The 23,316-nt window shown below is 67.4% G+C and carries 21 protein-coding genes and 3 pseudogenes; 8 read left to right on the forward strand and 16 right to left on the reverse strand.

Features of this window, described 5'->3' with window-relative positions:
- Nucleotides 1-37: 37 nt before the first annotated feature.
- Genes ACM6LR_RS18530 through ACM6LR_RS18540 form a run of 3 tightly spaced genes read right to left on the reverse strand, consistent with a single transcriptional unit; the run spans nucleotide 38 to nucleotide 1,889 of the window.
- Entirely contained in the window at nucleotides 38-469 is a 432-nt protein-coding gene (locus ACM6LR_RS18530; RefSeq protein ID WP_409491779.1) for a CBS domain-containing protein, read from the reverse strand.
- Between the two features lie 47 nt (nucleotides 470-516).
- Nucleotides 517-999 carry a hypothetical protein gene (locus ACM6LR_RS18535; RefSeq protein WP_414937333.1) on the reverse strand — a complete coding sequence of 161 codons (483 nt, stop codon included), beginning with the start codon at nucleotides 997-999 and terminating at the stop codon, nucleotides 517-519.
- Nucleotides 996-1,889: a neutral zinc metallopeptidase gene (locus tag ACM6LR_RS18540; protein ID WP_414937332.1), complete on the reverse strand. Its 894-nt coding sequence runs from the start codon at nucleotides 1,887-1,889 to the stop codon at nucleotides 996-998. Before ACM6LR_RS18540 ends, ACM6LR_RS18535 begins: the two co-directional genes overlap by 4 nt.
- A gap of 86 nt (nucleotides 1,890-1,975) precedes the next feature.
- Here ACM6LR_RS18540 and ACM6LR_RS18545 point away from each other — a divergent pair, with 86 nt between their 5' ends.
- The gene (locus ACM6LR_RS18545; RefSeq protein WP_414937331.1) at nucleotides 1,976-3,982 is read left to right on the forward strand and encodes a prolyl oligopeptidase family serine peptidase; all 2,007 of its coding nucleotides are present in this window, start codon (nucleotides 1,976-1,978) and stop codon (nucleotides 3,980-3,982) included.
- A 63-nt stretch (nucleotides 3,983-4,045) separates the two neighbouring features.
- Here ACM6LR_RS18545 and ACM6LR_RS18550 read toward each other — a convergent pair whose 3' ends face one another.
- The gene (locus ACM6LR_RS18550) at nucleotides 4,046-4,360 is read right to left on the reverse strand and encodes a DMT family transporter (RefSeq protein ID WP_414937330.1); all 315 of its coding nucleotides are present in this window, start codon (nucleotides 4,358-4,360) and stop codon (nucleotides 4,046-4,048) included.
- On the reverse strand, nucleotides 4,360-5,016 hold the full coding sequence (locus ACM6LR_RS18555) for an FMN-dependent NADH-azoreductase (protein ID WP_414944183.1): 657 nt from the start codon (nucleotides 5,014-5,016) through the stop codon (nucleotides 4,360-4,362). Before ACM6LR_RS18555 ends, ACM6LR_RS18550 begins: the two co-directional genes overlap by 1 nt.
- Nucleotides 5,017-5,108: 92 nt before the next feature.
- Here ACM6LR_RS18555 and ACM6LR_RS18560 point away from each other — a divergent pair, with 92 nt between their 5' ends.
- Nucleotides 5,109-5,696 (forward strand): TetR/AcrR family transcriptional regulator, encoded by a 588-nt coding sequence (locus ACM6LR_RS18560; RefSeq protein WP_414937328.1) that lies wholly within the window; start codon nucleotides 5,109-5,111, stop codon nucleotides 5,694-5,696.
- Here the strand turns inward: ACM6LR_RS18560 and ACM6LR_RS18565 are convergent.
- Complete coding sequence (locus tag ACM6LR_RS18565; RefSeq protein ID WP_414937327.1) at nucleotides 5,653-5,997, reverse strand: hypothetical protein; 345 nt, start codon at nucleotides 5,995-5,997, stop codon at nucleotides 5,653-5,655. The genes ACM6LR_RS18560 and ACM6LR_RS18565 overlap by 44 nt on opposite strands.
- Before the next feature lie 41 nt (nucleotides 5,998-6,038).
- Between ACM6LR_RS18565 and ACM6LR_RS18570 the strand changes: the two genes are divergently transcribed.
- From ACM6LR_RS18570 to ACM6LR_RS18580, 3 genes are all read left to right on the forward strand, one after another.
- A complete protein-coding gene (locus tag ACM6LR_RS18570; protein WP_414937941.1) occupies nucleotides 6,039-6,101 on the forward strand; it encodes a CGNR zinc finger domain-containing protein in 63 nt (20 codons plus the stop codon).
- A gap of 18 nt (nucleotides 6,102-6,119) precedes the next feature.
- Nucleotides 6,120-7,169: a DUF2293 domain-containing protein gene (locus ACM6LR_RS18575; protein WP_414937326.1), complete on the forward strand. Its 1,050-nt coding sequence runs from the start codon at nucleotides 6,120-6,122 to the stop codon at nucleotides 7,167-7,169.
- A 169-nt stretch (nucleotides 7,170-7,338) separates the two neighbouring features.
- Nucleotides 7,339-7,554, forward strand: coding sequence for a hypothetical protein (locus tag ACM6LR_RS18580; RefSeq protein ID WP_414944184.1), 216 nt, complete (start codon nucleotides 7,339-7,341; stop codon nucleotides 7,552-7,554).
- 127 nt (nucleotides 7,555-7,681) lie between these two features.
- On the opposite strand, the gene ACM6LR_RS18585 is transcribed toward ACM6LR_RS18580, so the two are convergent.
- Both ACM6LR_RS18585 and ACM6LR_RS18590 read right to left on the reverse strand, forming a co-directional pair.
- Complete coding sequence (locus tag ACM6LR_RS18585; protein ID WP_414944185.1) at nucleotides 7,682-8,449, reverse strand: ImmA/IrrE family metallo-endopeptidase; 768 nt, start codon at nucleotides 8,447-8,449, stop codon at nucleotides 7,682-7,684.
- Nucleotides 8,380-8,820 carry a helix-turn-helix domain-containing protein gene (locus tag ACM6LR_RS18590; RefSeq protein ID WP_414944186.1) on the reverse strand — a complete coding sequence of 147 codons (441 nt, stop codon included), beginning with the start codon at nucleotides 8,818-8,820 and terminating at the stop codon, nucleotides 8,380-8,382. Before ACM6LR_RS18590 ends, ACM6LR_RS18585 begins: the two co-directional genes overlap by 70 nt.
- On the opposite strand from ACM6LR_RS18590, the gene ACM6LR_RS18595 reads away from it, so the two are divergent.
- Nucleotides 8,819-9,169 (forward strand): DoxX family protein, encoded by a 351-nt coding sequence (locus ACM6LR_RS18595; RefSeq protein ID WP_414937323.1) that lies wholly within the window; start codon nucleotides 8,819-8,821, stop codon nucleotides 9,167-9,169. The genes ACM6LR_RS18590 and ACM6LR_RS18595 overlap by 2 nt on opposite strands.
- 511 nt (nucleotides 9,170-9,680) lie before the next feature.
- On the opposite strand, the pseudogene ACM6LR_RS18600 reads toward ACM6LR_RS18595, so the two are convergent.
- From ACM6LR_RS18600 to ACM6LR_RS18620, 5 genes and pseudogenes are all read right to left on the reverse strand, one after another.
- Nucleotides 9,681-10,832, reverse strand: a pseudogene (locus tag ACM6LR_RS18600) (ribonucleoside-diphosphate reductase); the annotation flags it as partial.
- 3 nt (nucleotides 10,833-10,835) lie between these two features.
- Nucleotides 10,836-11,897 (reverse strand): annotated as a pseudogene (locus ACM6LR_RS18605) (LAGLIDADG family homing endonuclease); the annotation flags it as partial.
- A gap of 228 nt (nucleotides 11,898-12,125) precedes the next feature.
- Nucleotides 12,126-16,043 (reverse strand): annotated as a pseudogene (locus ACM6LR_RS18610) (LAGLIDADG family homing endonuclease); the annotation flags it as partial.
- Between the two features lie 33 nt (nucleotides 16,044-16,076).
- On the reverse strand, nucleotides 16,077-16,565 hold the full coding sequence (nrdR, locus tag ACM6LR_RS18615; protein WP_414937321.1) for a transcriptional regulator NrdR: 489 nt from the start codon (nucleotides 16,563-16,565) through the stop codon (nucleotides 16,077-16,079).
- Between the two features lie 302 nt (nucleotides 16,566-16,867).
- Nucleotides 16,868-17,362, reverse strand: coding sequence for a LysM peptidoglycan-binding domain-containing protein (locus ACM6LR_RS18620; protein ID WP_414937320.1), 495 nt, complete (start codon nucleotides 17,360-17,362; stop codon nucleotides 16,868-16,870).
- Between the two features lie 324 nt (nucleotides 17,363-17,686).
- On the opposite strand from ACM6LR_RS18620, the gene lexA reads away from it, so the two are divergent.
- Nucleotides 17,687-18,403 carry a transcriptional repressor LexA gene (lexA, locus tag ACM6LR_RS18625; protein ID WP_414937319.1) on the forward strand — a complete coding sequence of 239 codons (717 nt, stop codon included), beginning with the start codon at nucleotides 17,687-17,689 and terminating at the stop codon, nucleotides 18,401-18,403.
- Between the two features lie 77 nt (nucleotides 18,404-18,480).
- Here lexA and ACM6LR_RS18630 read toward each other — a convergent pair whose 3' ends face one another.
- The 3 genes from ACM6LR_RS18630 to ACM6LR_RS18640 all read right to left on the reverse strand — a co-directional run bounded on the left by ACM6LR_RS18630 (nucleotide 18,481) and on the right by ACM6LR_RS18640 (nucleotide 21,877).
- Nucleotides 18,481-19,494, reverse strand: a complete 1,014-nt coding sequence (locus tag ACM6LR_RS18630; protein WP_414937318.1) for a hypothetical protein — start codon at nucleotides 19,492-19,494, stop codon at nucleotides 18,481-18,483.
- Nucleotides 19,495-19,902: 408 nt separating this feature from the next.
- Nucleotides 19,903-21,336 (reverse strand): GTPase HflX, encoded by a 1,434-nt coding sequence (hflX, locus tag ACM6LR_RS18635; RefSeq protein ID WP_414937317.1) that lies wholly within the window; start codon nucleotides 21,334-21,336, stop codon nucleotides 19,903-19,905.
- A 43-nt stretch (nucleotides 21,337-21,379) separates the two neighbouring features.
- Entirely contained in the window at nucleotides 21,380-21,877 is a 498-nt protein-coding gene (locus tag ACM6LR_RS18640) for an ArsR/SmtB family transcription factor (protein WP_414937316.1), read from the reverse strand.
- Between the two features lie 62 nt (nucleotides 21,878-21,939).
- Between ACM6LR_RS18640 and ACM6LR_RS18645 the strand changes: the two genes are divergently transcribed.
- Nucleotides 21,940-23,184: an MFS transporter gene (locus ACM6LR_RS18645; RefSeq protein ID WP_414944187.1), complete on the forward strand. Its 1,245-nt coding sequence runs from the start codon at nucleotides 21,940-21,942 to the stop codon at nucleotides 23,182-23,184.
- The last annotated feature ends 132 nt before the right edge of the window (nucleotides 23,185-23,316 follow it).

Consider the following 23,316-nt stretch of genomic DNA (forward strand, 5'->3'; position numbering starts at 1 on the left):
GCAAGTAACGGACCGTTCATAGCATTGTCGGCCGGCTTCAGCCCTGCGAGATGTACGCCTCGAGCTGTTCCTGACTCTTTTCCAGCTGTTCCATGCGTGTCTTCACGACGTCGCCGATGCTCACGATCCCCGCGAGCCTGCCGTCCACCAGGACCGGGACGTGCCGGATACGGCGTTCGGTCATCAGGACCGACAGCTGGTCCACCGAGTCCTCGGGGGTACAGCTGGCGACCATCTTCGTCATGATCGCGGACACCGATCCGTCGAGCAGCTGGGGTCCGCGCTCGTTGAGCCGTCGCACCACGTCCCGTTCGGAGACGATCCCGACGATCCCGCCCTCGTCGTCGACGACCACCAGGGCGCCGACGTTGTGCTCCGCCAGTCTCTCGAGCAATTCGGTGACGTTCGTCTCCGGCGAGACGGTCGCGACGGCCGCCCCCTTGTTCCGCAACAGATCGGAAATCCGCATACGCGCTCCTCCCGGATGGGTGACCTGAGTCACTCCAGGTTATGGCCTCACCGCCGCGCGCGATAGTCCGGAGAGTCCGATTCGATGCCCAACCTGGTCGCGAGCGCGTCGTACGCCTGGATGATCCCGGTGCCGTACGGGTCGTCGCCGAGCGCGCCGAGTGTCCCCTGACCGAGTTCCCACTGGGCCTTCGCGGCCTCGTGATCACCGAGTTTGCGGTGATCCTCGGCGAGGTTGAGGTGCAGCGACGGGTAGAAACCGCGCACGGCCAGGGTCGCGTGATACTCCTGGGCGCGTTCGTCGGTCAGCGAGTCCGCGGCCGCGAGCGCGCGGAGATCCCAGGCGAGTTCGTCGGCCGGGTCGTCGCAGACGTCGGCCATGTAGTGCGCGAGCGCGCATCGGTGCAGCGGGTCGCCGTCCTCGCCGATCCGCTCCCACAGCGCGGCGAACTTCTCGCGCGCGCCCGCCCGGTCGCCGGAGATGTGCAGCTGGAGGCCGGTGTTGATCTCGGCCATCACGTCGTCTGTCATTTGACCTCCGAAGCGGTCGCCGCCCAGGTGTTGCACGACGACGTCGTCTTGCCCACGAATCCGGCCTTCGCCCATTTCAGCTGATTACGACGGCTGCCGTGGGTGTCGCTGTCGTCGGTGTTCCCGTAGGTGTCGAGCGCGGCACCGGCCAGCGAAGTGCTGATCGACCCGCGGCCGGCGGCGGCCGCGAGGGCGAGCGCGCCGAAGCAGTTCGCCTGCAGTTCGATGCGGCGGACCCGTTCCTTGTCGGCCGGGCTGTCCTCGTCCGGCGAGGTCATCTTCTCGGCGGCGGCCGACAGGATCCCGCTGGAGCGCTGGATGTGGTGCCCGTACTCGTGGGCCATCGTCGCGAGATGACGGGACCGTTCGAGGCCGGCGTCGCTCAGCATCCACTCGGTCGGCGCGTAGATCGTGGTGTCGCCGCCGCAGTAGTAGGCGACGGCCTCGGCCTCGCTCGGCACCTTCCCGCAAGCACTCGTCTCCGGCAGCGTCACCTGCACGGTCGCCGGCAGCGCGGGCTCGTTCGCCTGGTCCAAAGCCGGTTTCCAGGCTTCGGCGAGACAGGAGGCGAAAGTCTTGTAGTACCTCTCCAGCTTCGCGGGGTCTCGGCTGATCGCCGGCAGCCGGCAGGTGACCGCGGCGAGCGCGATCCCGTCGGCCAGCAGCGGGTTCGTTTCCAGCTCCCGCACCTCCTCCGGCGTGGGTCTGGCCGTCCCGGCCGGCGCCTTGGCGCGTTCCGAGGTGAGCGCCTCCGCCACCGGAAGGGCCTGGCCGCCGATCTCCCGCGGCCCGCCCGCCATCGCCATCCCCACGGCGGTCAAGGCGGCGACGATGAACAAGCCGACCACGGCGGAGCCCGTGTTGCGGGGTACCTCGTCAGTGCCGGTCATGGTCTCCCCCAAGCGTGCGAGCCATCAGCATACGAAAACACCACACCTGGTGGCGCCGGGGCCGACGCCCCGGCGAGACTGTCAACATGAGTGACGAGGACCCGTACCTGTGGCTGGAAGACGTGACCGGCGGCGAAGCGCTGGACTGGGTGCGAGCCCGCAACTCCGAGTCCCTGGCGGAGCTGTCCACCGGTGAGCGGTTCGCCGGTATCCGTGACGAGGTCCGCGAGGTCCTCGACGCCGACGACCGGATCCCGTACGTCCGCCGCCGCGGCGAATACCTGTACAACTTCTGGCAGGACTCGGCAAACCCCCGCGGGCTGTGGCGCCGCACCACCCTCGAGCAGTACCGGCTCGACGCGCCGGAGTGGGAGCTCCTGCTCGACGTCGACGCGCTGGCCGAGGCCGACGGCGAGAACTGGGTGTGGCAGGGAGCCGCCGTCCTGCGGCCGGGTTACGACATCGCGCTGGTCGAACTGTCGCGTGGCGGGGCCGACGCGACCGTCGTCCGCGAGTTCGACCTCGAAGGACGCCGCTTCGTCGAGGATGGGTTCTTCGTGCCCGAAGCCAAGACCCGGATCGGCTGGATCGACCGCGACCGCGTGTACATCGGCACCGACTTCGGCGCGGGGACGCTGACCAGCTCGGGCTATCCGAGGCTGGCCAAGGAATGGCTGCGCGGCACCCCGCTCGAAGAGGCGACGGTGGTCTTCGAGGGCAAGCCGGACGACGTCTCGGTCTCCGCCCACCACGACCCGACCGAGGGATACGAGCGCGACTTCGTTTACCGGTCGATCGACTTCTATCGCACGGAGCGGTATCTCAGGACACCTGGCGAACTTAAGCGGATCGAGGTCCCCGAAGACGCCCAGACGTCCTCGCACCGCGAATGGCTGCTGATCCGGCTCCGCTCGGACTGGACCGTCGACGGCACCACCTACCCGTCCGGGACCCTGCTCGCCTCCGGGTTCGACACCTTCATGGCGGGTGAGCGCACCTTCACGACGCTCTTCACACCCGACGCGCACACGTCGCTGGAGTACTGGGCATGGACGCACGACCACCTGCTGCTTTCGACGCTGTCCGACGTCCGAACGGAACTGCGCGTGCTCACGCCGTCGGACGACTGGAGTTCGCAGCCACTCGCCGGCGCCCCGGAGCTGGGCACGGCGCAGATCACCGGCACCGACCCTGACGTCAGCGACGAGTACCTCCTCGACTCCAGCGGCTACACCCAGCCGTCGACGCTGAGCTACGGACACGTCGGAGGCGACGTCGAAGTCCTCAAACGCGCGCCCTCGTTTTTCGACAGCGAAGGCATGACGGTCTCGCAGTACTTCGCGACGTCGGAGGACGGCACGAAGATCCCGTACTTCGTTGTACGCCCCTCCGGCGCCGAAGGCGGGCCGACACTGCTGACCGGGTACGGCGGCTTTGAGGTCTCGCTGACCCCCAGCTATAGCGGCGTGATCGGCCGAGGCTGGCTCTCGCGCGGCGGGACCTACGTCGTCGCGAACATCCGCGGCGGCGGCGAATACGGGCCCGACTGGCACACCTCGGTCACCAAGGCCGAGCGGTACAAGGTCTACGAGGACTTCTCGGCCGTCGCCGCCGACCTCGTCGAGCGCGGCATCAGTGAGCCGAACCGCCTCGGGATCCAGGGCGGCAGCAACGGCGGGTTGCTGATGGGCGTGATGCTCACGCGCTACCCGCACCTGTTCGGCGCGATCGTGAGCCAGGTACCGCTGCTGGACATGAAGCGGTACCACAAGCTCCTCGCGGGAGCGTCGTGGATGGCCGAGTACGGCGACCCCGACGATCCGGTGGAATGGGACTTCATCGGGAAGTACTCGCCGTACCAGAACGTCCACAGTGGACGGGACTATCCGCCGGTCCTGTTCGTCACCTCCACCCGTGACGACCGGGTGCATCCCGCGCACGCGCGCAAGATGGTCGCGCGAATGCTGGAACAGGGGCACGACGTGCGGTACCACGAGAACATCGAGGGCGGTCACGGCGCGGCCGCCGACAACGAGCAGCTGGCGTTCAAATGGGCGCTGATGCTCGAATTCCTGTGGGAGAAACTCGCCTGACGTGTCATGAAAGGGTCTTTCGAGACACATTTCGTCTTGAAAGACCCTTTCACGACACCTGGCTCACTCCGCCACCTTCGCCAGCACCACCCCTCCCACGATCAGCGCCATCGCCGCGAACCGTCCGAAACTGAGCGGGTCCTTGTGGATCACGACGCCGAACAAGATCGCGCCCACCGCACCGATCCCGGTGAACACGGCGTACGCGGTCCCCACCGGCAGCGAGTCCATCGCCTTCGACAGCAGAAAGACCGCCGCGACACCGAGTACGAAACAGAGCACGGTCGGCCAGAACCGGGTGAAGTTCTCCGTCGGTTTGATGCTCTGCGACCAGGCGACTTCGACGACCCCTGCCAGTAGCAGGATTCCCCAGCCCATCAGGCGATCCTTTCGGTCGCGGCCAGCTCTTCCGCCGCCAAGAGCGCCTGTCCCCGCGACGCGACCCGGTCGGGGTCACGCGGGTTCAGCCGCGGATCGACGAGCGCGTTCGTGAGCTCGGAATGCAGGAACGTGACGTCGTGGACGTCGTAGTGCCCGGCGAAGAAGTCCCGCAGATAGCGCTCGTGATGATCGACCTGCTCCCGCGGCGTTCCCGGCAGATAGGTGCCGCCGCGCGCCCCGGCGACCACGAAAGCCTTGCCCGCCAAGGACATCTTCGGGAACGTCACCTGGTCGATCCACAGCTTGAGCGTCGCGGGGATCGAGAAGTTGTACATCGGCGCCCCGATCAGCACGACGTCGGCGGTGAGCAGTTCGGCCAGCAGCGGCTCGATGACGGTCCACGCCTCGCGCTGCCCCGGCGTCTTCACCACCGAGGCGTAGCCGGCCGGGTCGGTGATCCCGGTGGCGAGGAGGGCGTCGCAGATCTCGGTCCACGCCTGCCCGATCGGCGGCACCGGCTCCGCGGCCAAGTCGCGGTAGATGTAGCCCGCGCCAGGACGCGCGGCGCGCCAGACGTCGGCGAAGCGTGCACTCAGCTCACGGGAGAACGACGCGCTGCGGGCACTGGAGTCGAGGTGGAGAAGGTGGCTCATCCGGCCTCCCAGATCGTGAAGTGGACATGTCGTCCACTTGCTTCACCGGGTACAAGTGGACGTCGCGTCCGGATATTCCCTAAGCTGCGGACATGCCGACGGAAGATCTGCTCGCGAACGGTCCGGGACGGGAACGCTCGGACGCCGCCCGCAACCGCGCGAAGATCCTGGAAGCCGCCGAAGAGCTCTTCGCCGCACGTCCAGCCGCCGACGTCACCATGGAGGACATCGCCAAAGCGGCCGGGGTCGGCCGCGCCACGCTGTACCGCCGCTACCCGGATCGCTCGGCGATCGCCGTCGCCCTGCTGGACGAACACGAGCGGGAACTGCAGGAGCGACTGCTCACCGGCCCTCCCCCGCTGGGCCCCGGCGCACCGCCCGCCGAGCGGCTGGCCGCGTTCTACGCGGCGATGACCGACCTGCTCGCGCGGCACGCGCATCTCGTCCTCGGCACCGAAGTCGGGCACTCCCGGTTCACCACCGGTCCGTACCGGCTGTGGCGCACGCACGTCCGCGTCCTCGCCGAGCAAGCGGATGCGAAGGACCCGGACGCGCTCGCCGACATCCTGCTGGCGCCACTCGCCCCCGAGGTCTTTCTTTACCAGACCGGCGAACTCGGCCTGAGTCCCGAGCGGATCACCGACGCGCTGAGCGAGCAGGCGCGACGCGCGCTGTCCTGATCAGCGCCGCACGCTCTTCTGGCCCGGCGAGCCGCTCCTGGTGGACGACGGTCGTCTTGCCCGGCCCCGCCGGACGGAGTCCCACCTGGATCGTGCTCTCGTGGTCCCAGCCCTTCGGCCGCCAGGTAAGGCCGCACTCAAGCAACTCCGGGACGCGCTCTACCGCGTCGCGCCCACCCACGCCCGCGGCGAAGCACCGTCGGACGAAGACCTCGTCTTGTTCGAACGACTCGACCGGGGCGAACCCACGGCCGGTGATCGACCCGGAAACGCGGCGGCTCGCCTGGGCGCCGCCCGTCACCGGAAAGCAACTGCCTGATCGCGGGCCGCCGCTGGTGCTCGATGGAGCGCTGCGGCAACCGCGCCAAGATCCGGGCCTACCGGGCGCGGACCGAAACCGCGTGATCGCTAGAATTTCCGGCGATGCAGGGTGCGGCGAAACTGGAACAGCGCGTCGTGGAGACGGCGGAGAAACTGCTGTCCACGCGGAAATCGGTGACCGCGCTCGACGTCCTGACCGGGATCGGCTGGTTACCGGACACCGTCCTCGAGTCCTGGCAGCAGGGCCGGATCCCCGATCTGTCGACGGCCTTGCCGGTGAACGCGGAGAAATTGAGCTTCGCTCTCGGCGCGCTTCGGCGATGGGCGACCGGGAAAAGCCTCGAGAGCGCCAAAATCGAGCACGTCGGGGCCACTCGCGACCGAGCCCCGCTGAAGGCGACCTCCGGCGAACTGGCCGACCTCGAGCCGGTGTTCCGAACGCAGTGGATCATGCCCGGGTTGTCCGAGGCCAAACGCGCGCAAGTCGTGGCGAGGCAACGGAAAGCCCCCGACCTCATCGTCTTGGTGACCCTCAAGGAGTGGACGTGTGCCGACTGCGGTGGCACCGGCGGCCTGCTGTTCCTGGAGAACGAGGTGCCCCACTGCCTCGACTGCGCCGACCTCGGCCACCTGGTTTTCCTGCCTTCAGGTGACACCGCCCTGACCCGCCGGGCGAAGAAGGCGAGCCGGCTCTCCGCCGTCGTCATGAAGTTCAACCGGTCACGGAAACGCCATGATCGGCAAGGGATCCTGGTCGAGGACGCGGCGTTGCGCAGCGCCGAGGACCAGTGCCTCGCCGACGAAGACGTCCGGGAACGACGTCGCGGACGCGATCGCGAGCGGCGAGCGCTGGAGGACGTCGAGTTCACCGCCCGGTTCTTCGCCGCGATCACCGAAATGTTCCCCGGCTGCCCGCCGGACCGGGCACGCGCCATCGCCGAACACGCCGGCCTGCGCGGCAGCGGCCGGGTCGGCCGGTCGGCCGCCGGACGGGAACTGGCCGAGCGAGCGGTGTTCCTCGCCGTCGTCGCCTCGATCCGGCACCTCGACACCGACTACGACGACCTCCTCATGGCAGGTGTGGAACGACAGGCCGCCCGCGACCGCATTCAGACGGCCATCGACGCCGTCCTCGAACGCTGGCGAACCTGATCCCTGTAGTCGGTCACAACAGGTAGTGGGCTCGGCCCCACCTGCCGAACTCGGCACCGGTACAGGGCAGGCGCATACCTGTGACCCGAACCAAGTCGATGAGATTCCCAGCAGCCACTTCGGTCAACTTCCCATCCCGGCAGGCCCTGGCCAGGAGCCATACGGTTCCGTGAACTTCAAGACCGAACCGCCGGGCCACCCGGATCGCGGCTTGGTCATCGGTTATCGCGATACCGCTTCGCAACTCGGTTACGGCGAAAACGCTGGCTTCTCCCCGATCTCGCCCACTCGCGCCGATCCGTTCCGCCCACTTCACAAAACATCCGATCCACTCGAGCTCCAGCGCGTCCTGAAGGGCTGGATGAGCCGACGAACCACGGCGTAGCTCCTCGATGACCACGTAAGTCGTTCGACATTCGTCGGAGACGAGCAGATCCCGCAGTACGTCGAGCCGTCCGCACGCGCGAAATGGTTCAGACACGTCGCATCGAGGACCAGGGGACACCCGGCGGTCACGAGCCGGAGCTCGTCCCGGTCTCCGGGAGGTCGTCGATTGCGATCTCACCGTGCATGAGCTCGACTGCCCTGGCAGGCGTGACGCAGCTCTGCCTCAAGGCCTTCATCACAGCGCGGGCATAGCTTGGCGGGACCCGCACCCCTTCCAGATCAGGCTGCGGATCCCATCCGACGGCGTCCCTGAGCTCCGCTCGCGTCGGCGCCTCAGAGAACCAGCTCGTGAGGCGATCGCCGTCGAGCAGGCCGACGTAACCGGCCTGGCGCACGGTCAACGACCATGAGGTGCGGTAGACAGCGGACAACCGGATCAGTTCAGCCCGCAGATCACTCGTCGACGCCCGCTCGAGCACACCTGAAGGAAGCAGGAACTCCGCCGCGAACACGTCAATGACCCGTTCGCGCTCTTCACGCGACGTCGAGACACCGAGATCGGCTGAATACTCGTCTCCCAGCACCAGATGACCGAGCTCATGGGCCGCAGTAGCCCGTCGCCTGCCCGGATCGGCAAGCCTGCTGACCACGGACACCCCGAGATCGCCGTCAACCAATGAGGCGCCATCTCCAGGAAGGTCGGAAACCAGAACGTACTGCCCGGCACGTTCGCATTCCGCCATCAGCGTCCGGATCGGCTCCTGCCCGAGACCATGTCGCTCTCGCAGCCAGAGAGCCGCCACGCGGGCACCTTCCGCATCTGTCACCGGGCTGTCGTACACCACAGCCTTGCCGGGCTCGAGAAGATCGAGAGAGTAGGAGTCCCTGGACACGGCGCTGTCCGTGTCATCGACCAGGCGGTACGCCGTGACAAGACAGGTGGCCGCTCGCGGAGAAAATGCCCCATCGGAACTTGAAGCGCGGAAGCCAGCTTTGCCAGCTCGAGAGCGTCGATCTGGCGACCGCCGGATTCGATCTTGGCGATCTTCGTCCGCTCGAGGCCGACAGCATTCGCAAGGTCGGCTTGCGACATACGCGCCGCCAGCCGACTCTCCCGGACACGCTCGCCAACCTCAGTCCATTCCACCGGACCAGCGTGGTGCGATTTTCGCACATTCGTCAAGTCGACCTGTGAACACTGCCCGACCGAGTTGCGCCCCCGGTCTCTGTCACGTTCCGGCCGTGGGCCTCGTCCAGAGCGCATGTACTCCGCCTATCTCACCTTGGCCATCCTGACGATCGTGATCAACGCCGGAATCGCCGCCGCCGACTTCGCGCGGGTCTCGTTCGTCCTCAGAAACTCCGCCGAAGTCGACGTACCCCCGTCCTGGATCTCGCCGCTGGCCTCTCTCAAGGCGGCGGGCGCGGCCGGGCTGCTGCTCGGCCTGCTTGGCGTGCCGTACCTCGGGACAGCGGCGGCGGTCGGGCTCGTGCTGTTCTACGTCGGCGCAGTCAGCACCCACGTGCGCGCCCGCGTTCTCTACAACATCGCTTTCCCAGCGGGCTTTCTCACGCTGGCGGTGGCGACGCTCGTCCTCGACTTGGCGCGATGAGGTCAGTCCGCCGGTAGGGCACTGAAGTGTTCGGCGACGACGTCCGCGATCGCTTCGCGAGCCGTCGATCTCCAGCACGCGGATGTCAAGCACCCACTCGAACCGCGCCGGGAAGCCGGCGATCGTGTCGGCGGCCATCTGTTCCGGCGCGGGGTCGACCCATCCGGTGTTCGGGTGGGGATCCTCCGCGGGAGACGGTCGGCTGGCCCGCCCACTGACCGCCCCGCTCAAGACCAAGAGCGCGTACCGGAAGCCTGTCAAGGACATGACTCGCGCCGAGTGCCGCGAATTGCTCCACGAGTTCCGGTCGACGAAGACCTCGAAGGCCGGACCGTCCTCGTCCTCGATGAGGTCCACCACACCGGCTGGACGATGGCCGATGTCACTCACGCGGCCGAACAAGCGGGAGCCGCCACCGTTCTGGGCCTCGCCGCAGCGAGGAACCTCACACATTGAACCGCCGAGCGACGCGGGGGCGATGATCTTCACCCCCCGCGCCACAGAACCGGTGTCAGCTGCAGCCTGAGGTCGCTCCGCAACCCTCGCAGGCGTAGCAAGAACCGGCGGGCCGCATCTTCGTACCGCAGGTCATGCAGAGCGGCGCGTCGGAAGCCGTACCGAGGTTCAGCTCCACCAGTTCCGCCGTCGAATGCGCCACCCGTTTGACGGGATCCGCGGCCGACGAGTCCACAGTGGACCGGAGTGCCTCGATGTCGACGTTCTCCGCGGCGGGCGCGGCGCCGTAGTTCGCCTCGACCTGCGCCGAACGCTCGTCGGCGGTGAAGATGCCGAGCTGCGCGCGCTTCTCGTACGGCAGGTAGTCCAGCGCCAGCCTGCGGAACAGATAGTCCATGACGCTCGTGGCGATCCGGATGTCCGAATCGTCGGTCATGCCGGCGGGCTCGAAGCGCAGGTTGGAGAACTTCGAAACGTAGAATTCCAGCGGGATCCCGTACTGCAGGCCGACCGAGATCGACATCGAGAAAGCGTCCATCACGCCCGAGAGGGTCGAACCCTGCTTACCGAGCTTCACGAAGATCTCGCCGAGCCCGTCGTCCGGGTAGGAGCCGGCGTGCAGGTACCCCTCGGCGCCGCCGACGGTGAAGGACACCGTCTGGCTCGGGCGCTTCTTCGGCAGGCGCTTGCGGACCGGCCGGTATTCGACGACCGTCTCCGACTCGGGCTCGGCCTTCTCCTTCTTGCCGCTGGACAATGGCTGCCCGACCTTGCAGTTGTCGCGGTAGATCGCGAGCGCCTTGAGACCGGACTTCCAGCCCTGGAAGTAGATCTCCTCGACCTCCTCGACGGTCGCCGACTCCGGCATGTTGACCGTCTTGGAGATCGCGCCGGACAGGAACGGCTGTACCGCGGCCATCATCCGGACGTGTCCCATCGGCGCGATGGACCGCTCCCCCACCGCGCAGTCGAACACCTCGTAGTGCTCGGAGCGCAGACCGGGGGCGTCGACGACGTGACCGTGCTCGGCGATGTACTCGACGATCGCCTCGACCTGTTCGGCCTCGTAGCCGAGGGCGGCCAGCGCACGCGGGATGGTCTGGTTGACGATCTGCATCGAACCGCCGCCGACCAGTTTTTTGAACTTGACCAGCGAGAAGTCCGGCTCGATACCGGTCGTGTCGCAGTCCATCATGAAACCGATGGTGTTGTGACTGACGAAACCATTGGCGACGTAGGTGACGTTGTCCGGAACCGACAGGTCGTAGGTGGGTTGAACACCGCCATCCTCATTGGACTCGATGGGCTCGAAGAGGTACTCGAGCGCCCGGCCCAGCCGGGGATCGAAGGTCTCGGAGTAGAGCCGGCGGGCGAGCATCCGCGCCACCCCACCGGTCCTCCGCAGCGACTGAACGACCGCACTACGGTATTCGTGTCCGGAAGGCACGAGTGCGTCCCACACCTGCCGCGGAAGGTGCACTCGATCGCCCTTGGCCGAGCCGTCCGGCTCCAGGCACACCATCGACCGCGCCTTGCGCTCGCTGAGAAAACCGACGATCTCGTCGAAGATCATGGCTTGGTCGACGTTACGGAGCCGAATCTGGAACGTCGGCCCGCCGAACCCGCTGGTCGTCCGGCGGGTCGTGGTCACCATGCCCAGTGCCAGCAGCAGGGTCCGGATGTCATCGCCGAAAAGTTCCGAAGAGGTCGAGACGCTCGGAACTCCTTCGAGCACGGTCCCGGCTGCCTCGAAGACTCCGCGCAGGAAAGCGGCGTAGACGTAGGGGTCGTTGGTCTCCCTGATGCTTGCGGGGACGCGGGGAGTCCATCCCTTGCCGTCATGGTCGGAACCGGGAAGCTCCTTCGCGAATCCGGCCGCCTGCCACCATCGGGCCAGCCGGACGGATTGAAGGGTCACCTCCTGGTAGCCCTGACGTTGACGGACCACGGGTTCGAGACCGAAAAGACCCTTGCTCAGGATCCGCAACCGGTCGACGACATCGAGATCGGTGTCGGCCACCCAGAGCCGGACGCCCTTCGCGTGCAGGCTGCCGTCGCCTTCGAAGTACCCCACCAGTTCCGCGAGATCCGCGGTGACCTCGTCCGGCACCCGGATATCGCGGTCGCCCGCGTAGTGCGACTGGTCGAGCACCGGCAGCGGCACCCGGCGGGGATCGCCGGCCAAGCCGCCCAGTTGCAGGGGCAGCAGGTCCCCGGACCGGATGTCGGCGAGCCGTTTCCAGACCCAGGCACCGGTCTCCGGCTCCACCACCTTGACCCGGTGGGCGAGAGTGCCCTGGATCCGGTATCCGCCCTTGGTCTCGATCCGCCGGGTGGGCTCCTCGCCGTTGACGAAGAACTTCGCGGCCCGGCGCGGGCCCTCGTCGGTCGCGACCGTGAATTCGACGTCCTGCCAGCGATCCCCGTACAGATCACCGAGTTCGGAGAGCCGGGCAAGCCCCCGGTCCGTGGTGACCAGGGTGTCCGCGGTCAGGCATCCGGTCGGTGCGAGTACCGAGGCCTGCGCGTTGCGCCAGCCGTTGGTCTCACCCAGTTCGATACCGCGCTTCCATTCCTGGGTCGCGAGCGCGCGAACCGCGGCGTCGTCGGCGTGGTAGGTCCGCACCAGTTCGTTGGCCGCGGCGTGCTTGCGCATGACCCGCTGATGCGCCTCGGAGTTGCGCGCGTAGCCCTCGTACGGCCCGACGACCGCGGCGAGTTCGGCCGAACGCCGGTACGAGACGCCGGTCATCAGTGAAGTGATCGCGGCGGCGAGCGCGCGGCCGCCGTCGGAGTCGTAGGCGTGCCCGAGCGCCATCAGCAGCGCTCCGAGGTTCGCGTACCCGATGCCCAGCTGGCGGAACTTGCGCGTGGTCTCGCTGATCGCCTCGGTCGGGAAGTCGGCGAAGCAGATCGAGATGTCCATCGCGGTGATGACCAGCTCGACGGCTTTCGCGAACAGCGGCGCGTCGAAACCGCCGTCGGCGGTGGCGAACTTGAGCAGGTTCAGCGAGGCGAGGTTGCAGCTGGAGTTGTCCAGGTGCATGTATTCGGAGCAGTTGGCGACCACGGTCCCGCCGACGATGTAGGAATGATTGCGGGATTCGGTCAGGTTGAACGTGGTCTCGAAACCTCGGGAAACCCGGGAAACCAGCCGAACCGTCTCGTCGACGGAGTAACAGCCGTGGCGGCCGGTGGCATCAGCCAGTCTGGCGGACTTTTCGCTGTGCTCGAATCCGATCAGCTCGGCGAACTTCGCCAGATGCCCGCCCGTGATCCGGAGGTCGAAGCTCTCGCCGTCACTACCGCAGACGGGTTCATCGCCGCTCTTGGTAACATGCCGGAACGACGCCGCCTCCGTACCCGTGCGATGGATACGCCCCCGGATACCGAGGCTGGCGAGCAGTTCCTGGACACCGATCAGGAGTTCCTCTGAGCGACTGGCAAGGCCGATGTAGCGGATGCCATTCTGTTCCTGGTCCACCACGCAAGCGTCGGCGTCGAAGAGGCCACGCAGGAACTCGCACGCGATGCCCTCAGGGGCGACGTAGATCGACTCCGGGACCACTTTCGCAGGGGAACGCCCTGTCGAAACCCCCAGCGCCTCGAGCATCAGGCCGAAACGACCCCGCATAGCCCTCAGTCGCACCGTGCCGTTGGACTGGAGGCTGGGCTTGCTCTCGAAGCCGGTGATCGAAGCCAGCAGGGCACGATGCCTCGGCATGAGGACATCTCGCTCCCAACCGCTCCCATAAACCGTCGTCGCACCCGCGCCTGTCAGACGACCGTTTCCGACCAACCAGCCGAGATAATGAGCCAGCCCCGTGTCCCACTTCTCCGGCACCGCGCGAAGAGCCCTACCGCGCGCCTGATGCGCCACCTGCACCGCGAGCGGCGGCAATGCCGCGGAAGCGTACGGACGCGGAGCGTATTCGATCGATCGTACGACCCGGTTTTCCGCGGTGAGCTGGTCGGCGTGTACCCAGCCATGGTTCGCGGTCCATACCCGATGGTTGGGTGTGCACCGCAATCGTGAGCCGTCGCTGAAACGAAGTTCGACGATTTCATTGGTGCCGGTGACCATGTACCTCGTAGGTTCTGTCGCGACGATCCTGGCCACCGGGTCATCGGCATGGGTCACGTCGTTGGTGTAGACGGCGAACCGTTCACCACCCGCTGTCCGGCGCACGAGGTCGCCGATCCGCACCAGACCGGTGTCGGTGACCACCCGCTGGTCGCCGGGGAAACACGGGTTGGACGCGGTGATGCGGCCCGATTCGGGGCAGGTGTGCCAGTCGTTGATCGTGTCGTCGTACTGCAGCCCGGGGTCCGCGCACTCCCAGGCGGCCTGCGCGATGGTGCGGAACAGTTTTTTGGCATCGACCCGGTCGATGACCTCACCGGTCATCCGCGCCCGCAGGCCGAACTCGCCCTCGGTTTCGACGGCCTGCATGAACTCGTCGGAGACGCGGACCGAGTTGTTCGCGTTCTGGTATTGGACGGAGGTGATGCCCGAACCGGAGAGGTCCATGTCGAACCCGGCGTCGCGGAGGACCTTGATCTTCTCCTCTTCACGGGCCTTGGTCCGCACAAACTCTTCGACGTCCGGATGGTCGACGTCGAGCACGACCATCTTCGCCGCGCGCCGGGTGGCGCCACCGGATTTGATGGTGCCCGCGGACGCGTCGGCGCCGCGCATGAACGAAACCGGACCGGACGCGGTGCCGCCGGAAGACAGCAGCTCACGCGAAGAACGGATGCGGGAGAGGTTCAGGCCGGCACCGGAGCCGCCCTTGAAGATCAGGCCCTCCTCGCGGTACCAGTTAAGGATCGACTCCATGGTGTCGTCGACCGCGAGAATGAAGCAGTTGTGGACCCGGAGGTTGCCGGACAGGTACTCCCCGGATTCCGTCTGGATGTCGTAGACCGGCATCTCGCCACGGCTCTCGACGCTCGCGATCTGCAGTCGTTCGGTCTCCAGCGTGGGACGCCCTGGCTTCTCGAACGACGCCTCGAGCTTCGCGGCCTTGATCGGGTCGAGGAAGCCGATGGCGTCGGCGAAGATCCGGCGATCCCCGGCGTTCTGGATGCGGACTCCCCACAGGTCGTGCCGGTTGTCCCGCTTCTCTTCCTTGCGGCCGACCCGCGCGAAGATGCCGAACCTGGCCAGAAGGTGCTGGATTCCGCGGATCAGCTCTTCGCTGATCATGTCGAGACCGACCAGCGTCGACCGCTCACGCTCGGACACGTAGCCCTCGGCTTGGAAGATGCTCCGGAGATACGCGGCGACGACGGGGAGTGGCGCGGTGTTCAAATCCTCGGGGACCGTCATGGCGCGGCCGCGAGCACGCAGGCCCCAGTCGCTCACGAAGGCTTCCAGCTTGGTCCCGTAGAGCCGGGTGCGACGGCAGTCCAGTGACTGGTCCCGCGTCTCGACCTTTCGCTCGTGCCGGTGGACGTCGGGGAAAACCCGGTCGAGAGCACGCTGCACCCACGCGAGTTCGGGGTCGGTGACCGTTGTGGCCTCGATCGTCAGCGAGCGATGGGTCCCTTCGTACTGTCCGACGACGCCACCCGACTGCAACCAGCCCGCGAGCGCGGCTTCGGCCACGTCCCGCTCGTTGATCTCGGCCTCGCCGAAGGCATCGCGCCGGTGCCATTCGAGAGTGTCTCCGGCCCGGAGTTCCCCGGCGGGCACGAAGGAGCCACCACTTCCGGTCGAGCGCCAGACGAGGTGATCGGCGGTCACGTCGAGCCGGTGACCGGACTTCGTCGTGAGGCGGAGAACTTCCTTGATCCCGTTCGCTTTGGTGGCGACGACCTTGGTCAAACCGTGGGCGTCGCAGACTTTGGCTCCCACCGCGTCCAGCTCGACGATGCGCCCGATGGGAACCGCGCCACCGGGGGTGTCGACCAGCGCGTCATAGGGCTGACACGCCGAGACTTGCTGCTTCGAGGCGGTGCCGACGTTGAACCACACCGGCGAGTTGAAGCTGAACACCTGGTGCAGCAGCATCCAGGTCAGCTCGTGCTCGAAGACCTCGGCGTCGGCGGGGCTCGTGAAGTAGCCGTGTTCGCGGCCCGCGCTGACATAGGAGTGGACGATGCGGTCGATCAGCTGTTTGAGGCTTTGCTCGCGCTGGGGTGAGCCGACGGCGCCGCGGAAGTACTTGCTGGTGACGATGTTCGTCGCGTTGACCGACCAGAAGTCAGGGAACTCGACACCGCGTTGCTCGAAGTTGACCGTGCCGTCGCGCCAGTTCGTCATCACGACGTCCCGCTGCTCCCAGGTGACCTGGTCGTACGGGTGGACGCCCTCGGTGGTGAAGACGCGCCGGACGGTGAGTCCGCCGGCCTGCTTCTTCTTTTCCCTTGTCCGCGCTGAGGCCGGGTTGCCTGTTCCCACGGTCTCGGTCATGGGTCTTCCCTCACTCCCACGCGGGAGGCGGCATCAGCCGTCTTTCGCGTCTTGATCGCTCTCGTCCGGTGCGGAGGCCATGGCCTCACGAAGGTCCGAGATCTCCTTCTCGAAGTCCTCGACCGAGGAGAAGGAGCGGTAGACACTGGCGAACCGGAGATAGGCGACGCCGTCGAGTTCGCGCAGGGGGCCCAGGATCGCCAGGCCGACCTCGTGACTCGGGATCTCCGCCAGCCCCGCCGACCGGATCGATTCCTCGACCCGCTGCGCGAGCTGCTGCAGCGCGTCGTCGTCGACCGGCCTGCCCTGACAGGCGCGGCGCACCCCCCGGACCACCTTGTCCCGGCTGAACTGCTCGGTGACCCCGGATCGTTTGACGACGGCGAGCACCATCGTCTCCGACGTGGTGAAGCGCCGGCCGCAGGCGGCGCAAGAACGCCTCCGCCGGATCGCCTGACCCTCATCCACCTCTCGGGAGTCGACGACCCGAGAGTCCGCATGCCGGCAGAACGGGCACCTCATCCGCCGATCACCTTCCCCTCCGCGCCGGCCGGTCCCCGAGTGGACATCCCGCTCCCGCCGCCACGCAACGAGGGAAAGATCGACATGTGGATCGATCTGTGGACATCCGGTGGGTGAACACCGGCCAGCTGTGGACAACTGGTACCGAGTCTACCCCAAGCTATGGACCAACTACAGCCATGTAACTACTACATATAGCGGTGGAGAGTAGATCGCAGGTCGGACGCACGCAAGCGCGGCAACGGGCCTGATCAAACACGAAAGGGGACCTCACCCACGACGGGCGAGAGCGGCCCCTAAGATCACCTCCCACCCTCCGCGACCTCGGCCGCGACCGGGACCGTGAGCGGTAATCCGGGCACGAGAACGGCGTCCTCCAGGGAGTTGAGCTCCTTGATCTTGGCGACGACCGCGCCGATGTCGCTGCCTGGCGCGAACCGGGCCGCGAGATCCGACAGCGTCTCCCCCGCGGAAACGGACACCGTGACGGTCCGTTCGGGCACCGCGACGCCGGGAATCCCAGCCAGGAACAGACCCAATCCAGTGACAACGGCGGCGACGAACAAGGCCATCGCGACGAGCGACGGCCACCGGAGCGGGAGCCGCCTGGGCGCCGGGCACGCCGGGGAGGCGGTGGCGACGCCAGGGCGGCGGCCCGCCACGACCCGCGCCCTGGTCGGCGGGCGCAAGGGCTCGGCACGCCTGTCCCGCACCACCCGCACGGGCCGGGTCACCCCTGCCGGAACGGGCCCGGGGGAACTGGGCCGCACCAGTCCTCGATCGGCCAGAATCGACATCGGAACCTCCTCGCAAGTCCTGCTTCACTCAGGTCCAGCACCGGGCGGACCCGGCGATCAAGATCGAACACGCGTTCTATCGAACGCCCGTGCGAATGTGTACCACCTTCCACCGACAAAAATCGAGCGACACGGCGTGTCCATCGAACAGATGTTTGAAATCGACGTCCCGGCGGGCTAACGTCGTTGACCAGGGCGTCTGTTGTGCGGACGCCGCCGGTGCCGTGGACGGGGATGACCGTCCGCCACCGGCGAAGACACGCGAAGTCGGTCCGGGGAACCGGACGTGCTGGGAGGCGACGCAGGAGATGAAGGAGCGATACGGTGGCTAAGGTGAGCAAGGCGGGGAACGCGCCTAGGGGCTCGGGTAAGGTGCGCGCCTTGCCCGAGGTCTACGAGGTGGACGAGACCCTGACCGTGCGGCAGCAGCAGGTGCTCGACGTGATCAAGCTGTGGGTGAGCCGGTTCGGCTACCCGCCGAGTGTGCGTGAGATCGGCGAGGCGGTCGGGCTGACCTCCACCTCTTCGGTGTCGCACCAGTTGCAGGCCCTGCAGCGCAAGGGATATCTGCGACGCGACCCGAACCGTCCGCGCGCGGTGGGCGTACTCGCCGTGACGGACGACAATCCGATGGGCATCGAAGTCGAGCAGCCGCAGTCAGCCGCGAAGGCGGCGTACGTGCCACTCATCGGCCGGATCGCCGCCGGTGGGCCGGTGCTGGCCGAGCAGGCGATCGAAGACGTCTTCCCGCTGCCGAGGGAAATCGTCGGCGAGGGTGAGCTCTTCCTGCTCAGCGTCGCCGGTGACTCGATGGTGGACGCCGCCATCACCGACGGCGACTGGGTCGTCGTGCGCCAGCAGCCCACGGCCGATCCCGGGGAGATCGTGGCGGCGATGATCGACGGCGAGGCCACGGTCAAGACGTTCAAGCGCAAAGACGGCCACGTCTGGCTGATGCCGCACAACGAGGCCTACGAGCCCATCCCGGGTGACGACGCCACGATCCTCGGCAAGGTCGTCGCCGTTCTCCGCAGGCTTTAGTCCAGAGCCGGAGCACGCCGGGATCCCGGATCACGGGTCAGACCCGGCAAGCTTCGGCCGGCTCGTCGCCCTTGGGGTCAGGCACGCCGCTTGCGGAGCCTGCCGACCAGGAGGAAGCCGCCGATCACGACGACCGCGGCGATACCGACCTGCGCATACGGGAAAGTGGATCCCTGGCCCTTGCCACCGGCCGCGGGCGTCCCGCCCGAAGTGCTGCCCTCGGACTTGGCCGCGTCCACGGCGAGAGCCGCCGCGCCCTTGACCGCGCGGATCTGCTCTCCAACGCCCTCTCCACCGGACAACAGGGTTCCGTCCGGATCGAAGGCGAGTGCCTCCCCCTGTTTCTCGTTCGGCAGTGGCACGCGCATGGGTTCGCGCTGCAACGCGCCCGCGAGGTCTCCGTCGGTGACGGCGTAAAGATAGGCGTCGGTGTAGGTGCGCAACGCGACCACCGACCCGTCGGCCATCGACGCCGCCCCGGTCACCGTCATCGAGCCGATCGACCCGGCGGGCCCTCCCGTTGTCGAGGTCTCCTTGATCTGCAACGACCCCACGCTTTCCAGTGGCGTCGGGCCGGGGCTGGCGAGCGGCCCGGTGGGCCGGTACACCTTCGAGTCGCCGAACAAATCCTTGGTGACCAGGTACGGAGTGCCCGAGCGGTCCATGATCAGCGCTTCGACGTCGTGTTGCCCGTCGGGATAGGTGAGCCGGTGCAGGGTCGCCTTGCCCTGCGGAGTCAGCGAGATCAGCGCGACCGTGTCCCGCTTCTTGCGGTTGTCGCCGGTGTCGGAAAGCCAGAAGGTGCCGTCCGCGGTGCGGGCGAGGTCCTCGGGATCGTAAGGATCCGTCGCGGCCGAGATGACCTTCTGGACCTTGCAGTCCCGGCCGAGGACGAAGACCTGTGTCTTGGTGCCGCCGTCGTTGAGGGCGTACAGGTGCTCGCCGTCCGAAACAAGGCCGGACAACTCGCTGAGCCGGGAATCGCGGTTCACACACACCGGCTGCGGAGCCGGGACCTCCTGCGCCGCGACGGGAGCGGCCCCGCCGATGAACGCCCCCAGCACGATCGCCGCCGCGACAAGCCCCCGCACATCCACCTCCGTATCGTGGAACCCCTGAAGCCCCACACTACGGAGACGTCCGGGACGGCGCGCAGTTCGGTGCGAACGCCGAGATGGGACGGAATGTCGCGTAGGCCACGTTCGGCCTCGAGCGACTCACGAGCATCGAACTCCGCCAGCCAGGCCCGAAAACGGACTTGGCATCGCTAGTGCCTGCCAGGGGCCGAGTGGGGAGGGTTAGGACGTTCAACGTCCTAACCCTCCCCACTCGGGCGTGTGCCAGGGTTCCTTGGGAGACATGCCCCTGAACCGCTGTTGATCAAGCTCCGCAACCGGCAGGACCCCGCGACGAAGAACCGCCTGCCCTGCAAGACCTCGACCTTGCCTGGACCCTCCCTTGAGAGTAGGGAGGTGGCCTTCACGGACGTGCCTGCTTGCTTACAGAGCCGAGCCGTCCGTCTGGAAGTCGCTCAGCGCGGCGGCCAGTTCGGGCCGTCCCCGGACGAGCAGTCGCGTACCGGTCTCGACGTGCTCCTCTTTCAGCACCTCGCCGTCGGCGTGGGCGCGGGAGACGAGTTCGCCTCGCGAGTACGGGATCAGCACCTCGACCACGATTTCCGGCCTCGGCAACCGCTCCGCGATCACCTCCGCCAGCTCCGTGATCCCGGTGCCGGTCCGCGCCGACACCTGCACCGAACCGGCCAGCTGGTGCCGCAGGCGGGCCAGCGACACCTCGTCGGCGGCGTCGGCCTTGTTGATCACCAGCAGCTCCGGCGGGAGCGGCTCGGAACGGCGTTTCGTGATCTCGGCGAGCACCTCACGCACCGCGTTGACCTGCTCTTCCGGCGTCGGGTCCGCACCGTCGACGACATGCACGAGCAGGTCGGCGCTCGCCGCCTCCTCCAGCGTCGAGCGGAACGCGTCCACCAGCTGATGCGGCAGGTGCCGGACGAAACCGACGGTGTCGGTCAGCGTGTAGGTGCGGCCGTCGGGTGTCTGCGCCCGCCGGGTCGTCGGATCCAGCGTGGCGAACAGCGCGTCCTCGACCAGCACCCCGGCGCCGGTCAGCGCGTTGAGCAGGCTCGACTTGCCGGCGTTGGTGTAGCCGACGATCGCGACGCTCGGCACCTCGTTGGCCACCCGGCGACCACGTTTGGTCTCGCGGATGGTGTCCATCGCGGCGATCTCCCGGCGCAGCTTCGACACGCGCTTGTTGATCCGCCGCCGGTCGGTTTCGAGCTTAGTCTCACCGGGACCGCGCAGACCCACACCACCGTTGGCGCCGCCCGCCCGGCCACCGCCCTGCCGGGACAGCGCCGCACCCCACCCGCGAAGCCGTGGGATCAGGTACTGCAGCTGGGCCAGTTCGACCTGCGCCTTGCCCTCCTTCGAGCGGGCGTGCTGCGCGAAGATGTCGAGGATCAGGGCGGTGCGGTCGATGACCTTCACCTTGACCTTCTCCTCCAGCTGGCGCAGCTGGCCCGGCGAGAGCTCACCGTCGCAGACCACCGTGTCGGCACCGGTGGCCACCACGATCTCGCGCAGTTCCTTGACCTTGCCCGAGCCGATGTAGGTGGCGGGATCCGGACGGATCCGCCGCTGCACCAGGCCTTCCAGCACCTCGGAGCCCGCTGTTTCGGCGAGCCGAGCGAGTTCGGCGAGCGAGGCCTCGGACTGGAGGGCGCTGCCCTCGGTCCACACACCGACCAGGACGACGCGCTCCAGGCGCAGCTGCCGGTATTCGACCTCGGTGACATCCGCGAGTTCGGTGGACAGGCCCGCTACCCGGCGGAGCGAGGCGCGGTCCTCGAGCTCCAGTTCGCCGGTCGAAGGGTCCATGTCGTTCAGATCGTTGTGTGTCAGTTCCGTCATCGTGCCTCCATGGTCCCACGTTTCGGCGGCGGGACCGAATTCATTACCTGCTCGGATACTTCGACAAGTAGATGGCCGTGCGTTTCGCGTCGGGATCCACCGGCCGGGTGATGAAGTCGTCGAGAAGCGTCATCAGCCGTTCTTCGAACTCGGCGATCTGCTCGTCCGGTACCTGGACGACCATGCGCGTCTGCTGCACGTCATCGAATCCCACGTCGGCGATCTCGGCCAGATAGGCCTCGAAGATCGCCTGATCGATCCCCCTGTCTCGGGAATCAAGATGCCAGGACAACCCGGTCGAGCGATACGGAATTTCTTTCGCGCCGCGCGTGCCGCGCCTCGACGGGAGCGCTTCGAGGAAGCCCGTGTCGACGAGACGGCGCACGTGGTGCAGCGTCGTCGCGGGGTCGCGATCGAGCCGTTCGGCGAGTTCCTTGTTGGTCAGCGCCTCGGAGTACGTCAACCGGATGATGCGCAGCCTTATTCCGGAGGCCATCGCGGCGATCTCGGCTTCGGTCGCCGCACGTCGTGGTTCGGGCACCGCGACAGCCTAGGAGGTTTAAGTGATTGACAGTTTCCAATCACTCTCGCCAGGGTGGCGGTGTGCGCAAAGACTCCCTGTTCTTCCACGCGGACTTCCGTCGCCTCTGGGCGGGCGACACGGCCAGCCAGGTAGGCGCGTTCGCCGGGCATACCGTGATCCCGCTGCTCGCGGCGACCGTACTGGCCGCGACGCCGTTCCAAATGGGGCTGCTGACCGCGGCCGAGACGGTGGCCTTCCTGGTCATCGGACTGCCCGCGGGGGTGTGGGTGGACCGGATGCGGCGCCGCACGCTGATGCTGCGGGCCGACCTCGTCCGCGCCGCGTTGCTGCTCAGCATTCCGGTCGCCTGGTGGGCCGGGGTCCTGACCCTGGCCCAGCTGATCGTGGTAGCCATACTCGTCGGCACCGCGACGGTGTTCTTCGACATCGCCTACCAGTCGTATCTGCCGACACTGGTCGGCCGCGAACATCTCCTCGAAGGCAACGCGAAGCTTCAGGCCAGCCAGTCCGTGGCGTTCCTGGCCGGTCCGGGTATCGGGGGCGGGCTGGTGCAACTGGTCGGCGCGGCCAACGCCGTGCTCACGACCGGGCTCGGTTTCCTCACCTCAGCGCTGTTCCTGATGCGGATCCGCACCGTCGAACCGGAGCCCGAGCGGCACGACGACACGAAGCTGCTCCCCCAGATCGTCGAGGGACTGCGGTTCGTGTTCACCGACTCCGCGCTGCGATCGATCGTCGCCTGCACGGCGACGGCCAACCTGTTCAACGGCGTCTTCGTCGCGGTGGAGATCCTGTTTTTGAACCGGGAGCTGGGCCTGTCACCCGCGACTGTCGGCGTCGTGCTCGCGCTCGGCGGCGTCGGCGGGATCACGGGCGCGATCTTCGCCAATGCCATCACCCGGCGGATCGGGCAGGCCAGGTCGATCTGGCTCGTTCCCGCGCTGACCTGGCCGTTTTACCTGCTGCTCCCGCTGGCCGCGCCGGGCTGGCGGGTACTCCTGTTCCCGGTGGCCACCATGATCGCCGGGTTCGGGATCATCGTCTACAACGTCGCGCAGGTCTCCTACCGGCAAGCCGTCTGCCCGGGCCGGCTGCTCGGCCGGATGAACGCGAGTGTGCGGTTCGTCGTCTGGGGGATGCTGCCGCTGGGCGGGCTGCTCGGCGGTGTCCTGGGTGAGGTGATCGGGATCCGGGCCACGCTGTGGGTCGCCGTGGCAGGCGAGACCGCGGCACTCCTGTGGGTGGTCTTCTCCCCACTTCGGAAGCTTCGCGACCTTCCCAAGGAGCCGGTCGCGGTCGGCTAGAGCGTGTCTCCCGAACTGAGGTTGGCAGGTTGGGTGAGGACAGGCGCGCGCGTTTCTTGTCGGCCGGAGGCCTCGGTTTTGCGGAGGTGGGCCGCTGATCTGGCTGAGTGGGTGACCAGCGGATGCCGCGGC

Source organism: Amycolatopsis sp. cmx-11-32 (assembly GCF_047608695.1).
Taxonomy (GTDB): domain Bacteria; phylum Actinomycetota; class Actinomycetes; order Mycobacteriales; family Pseudonocardiaceae; genus Amycolatopsis.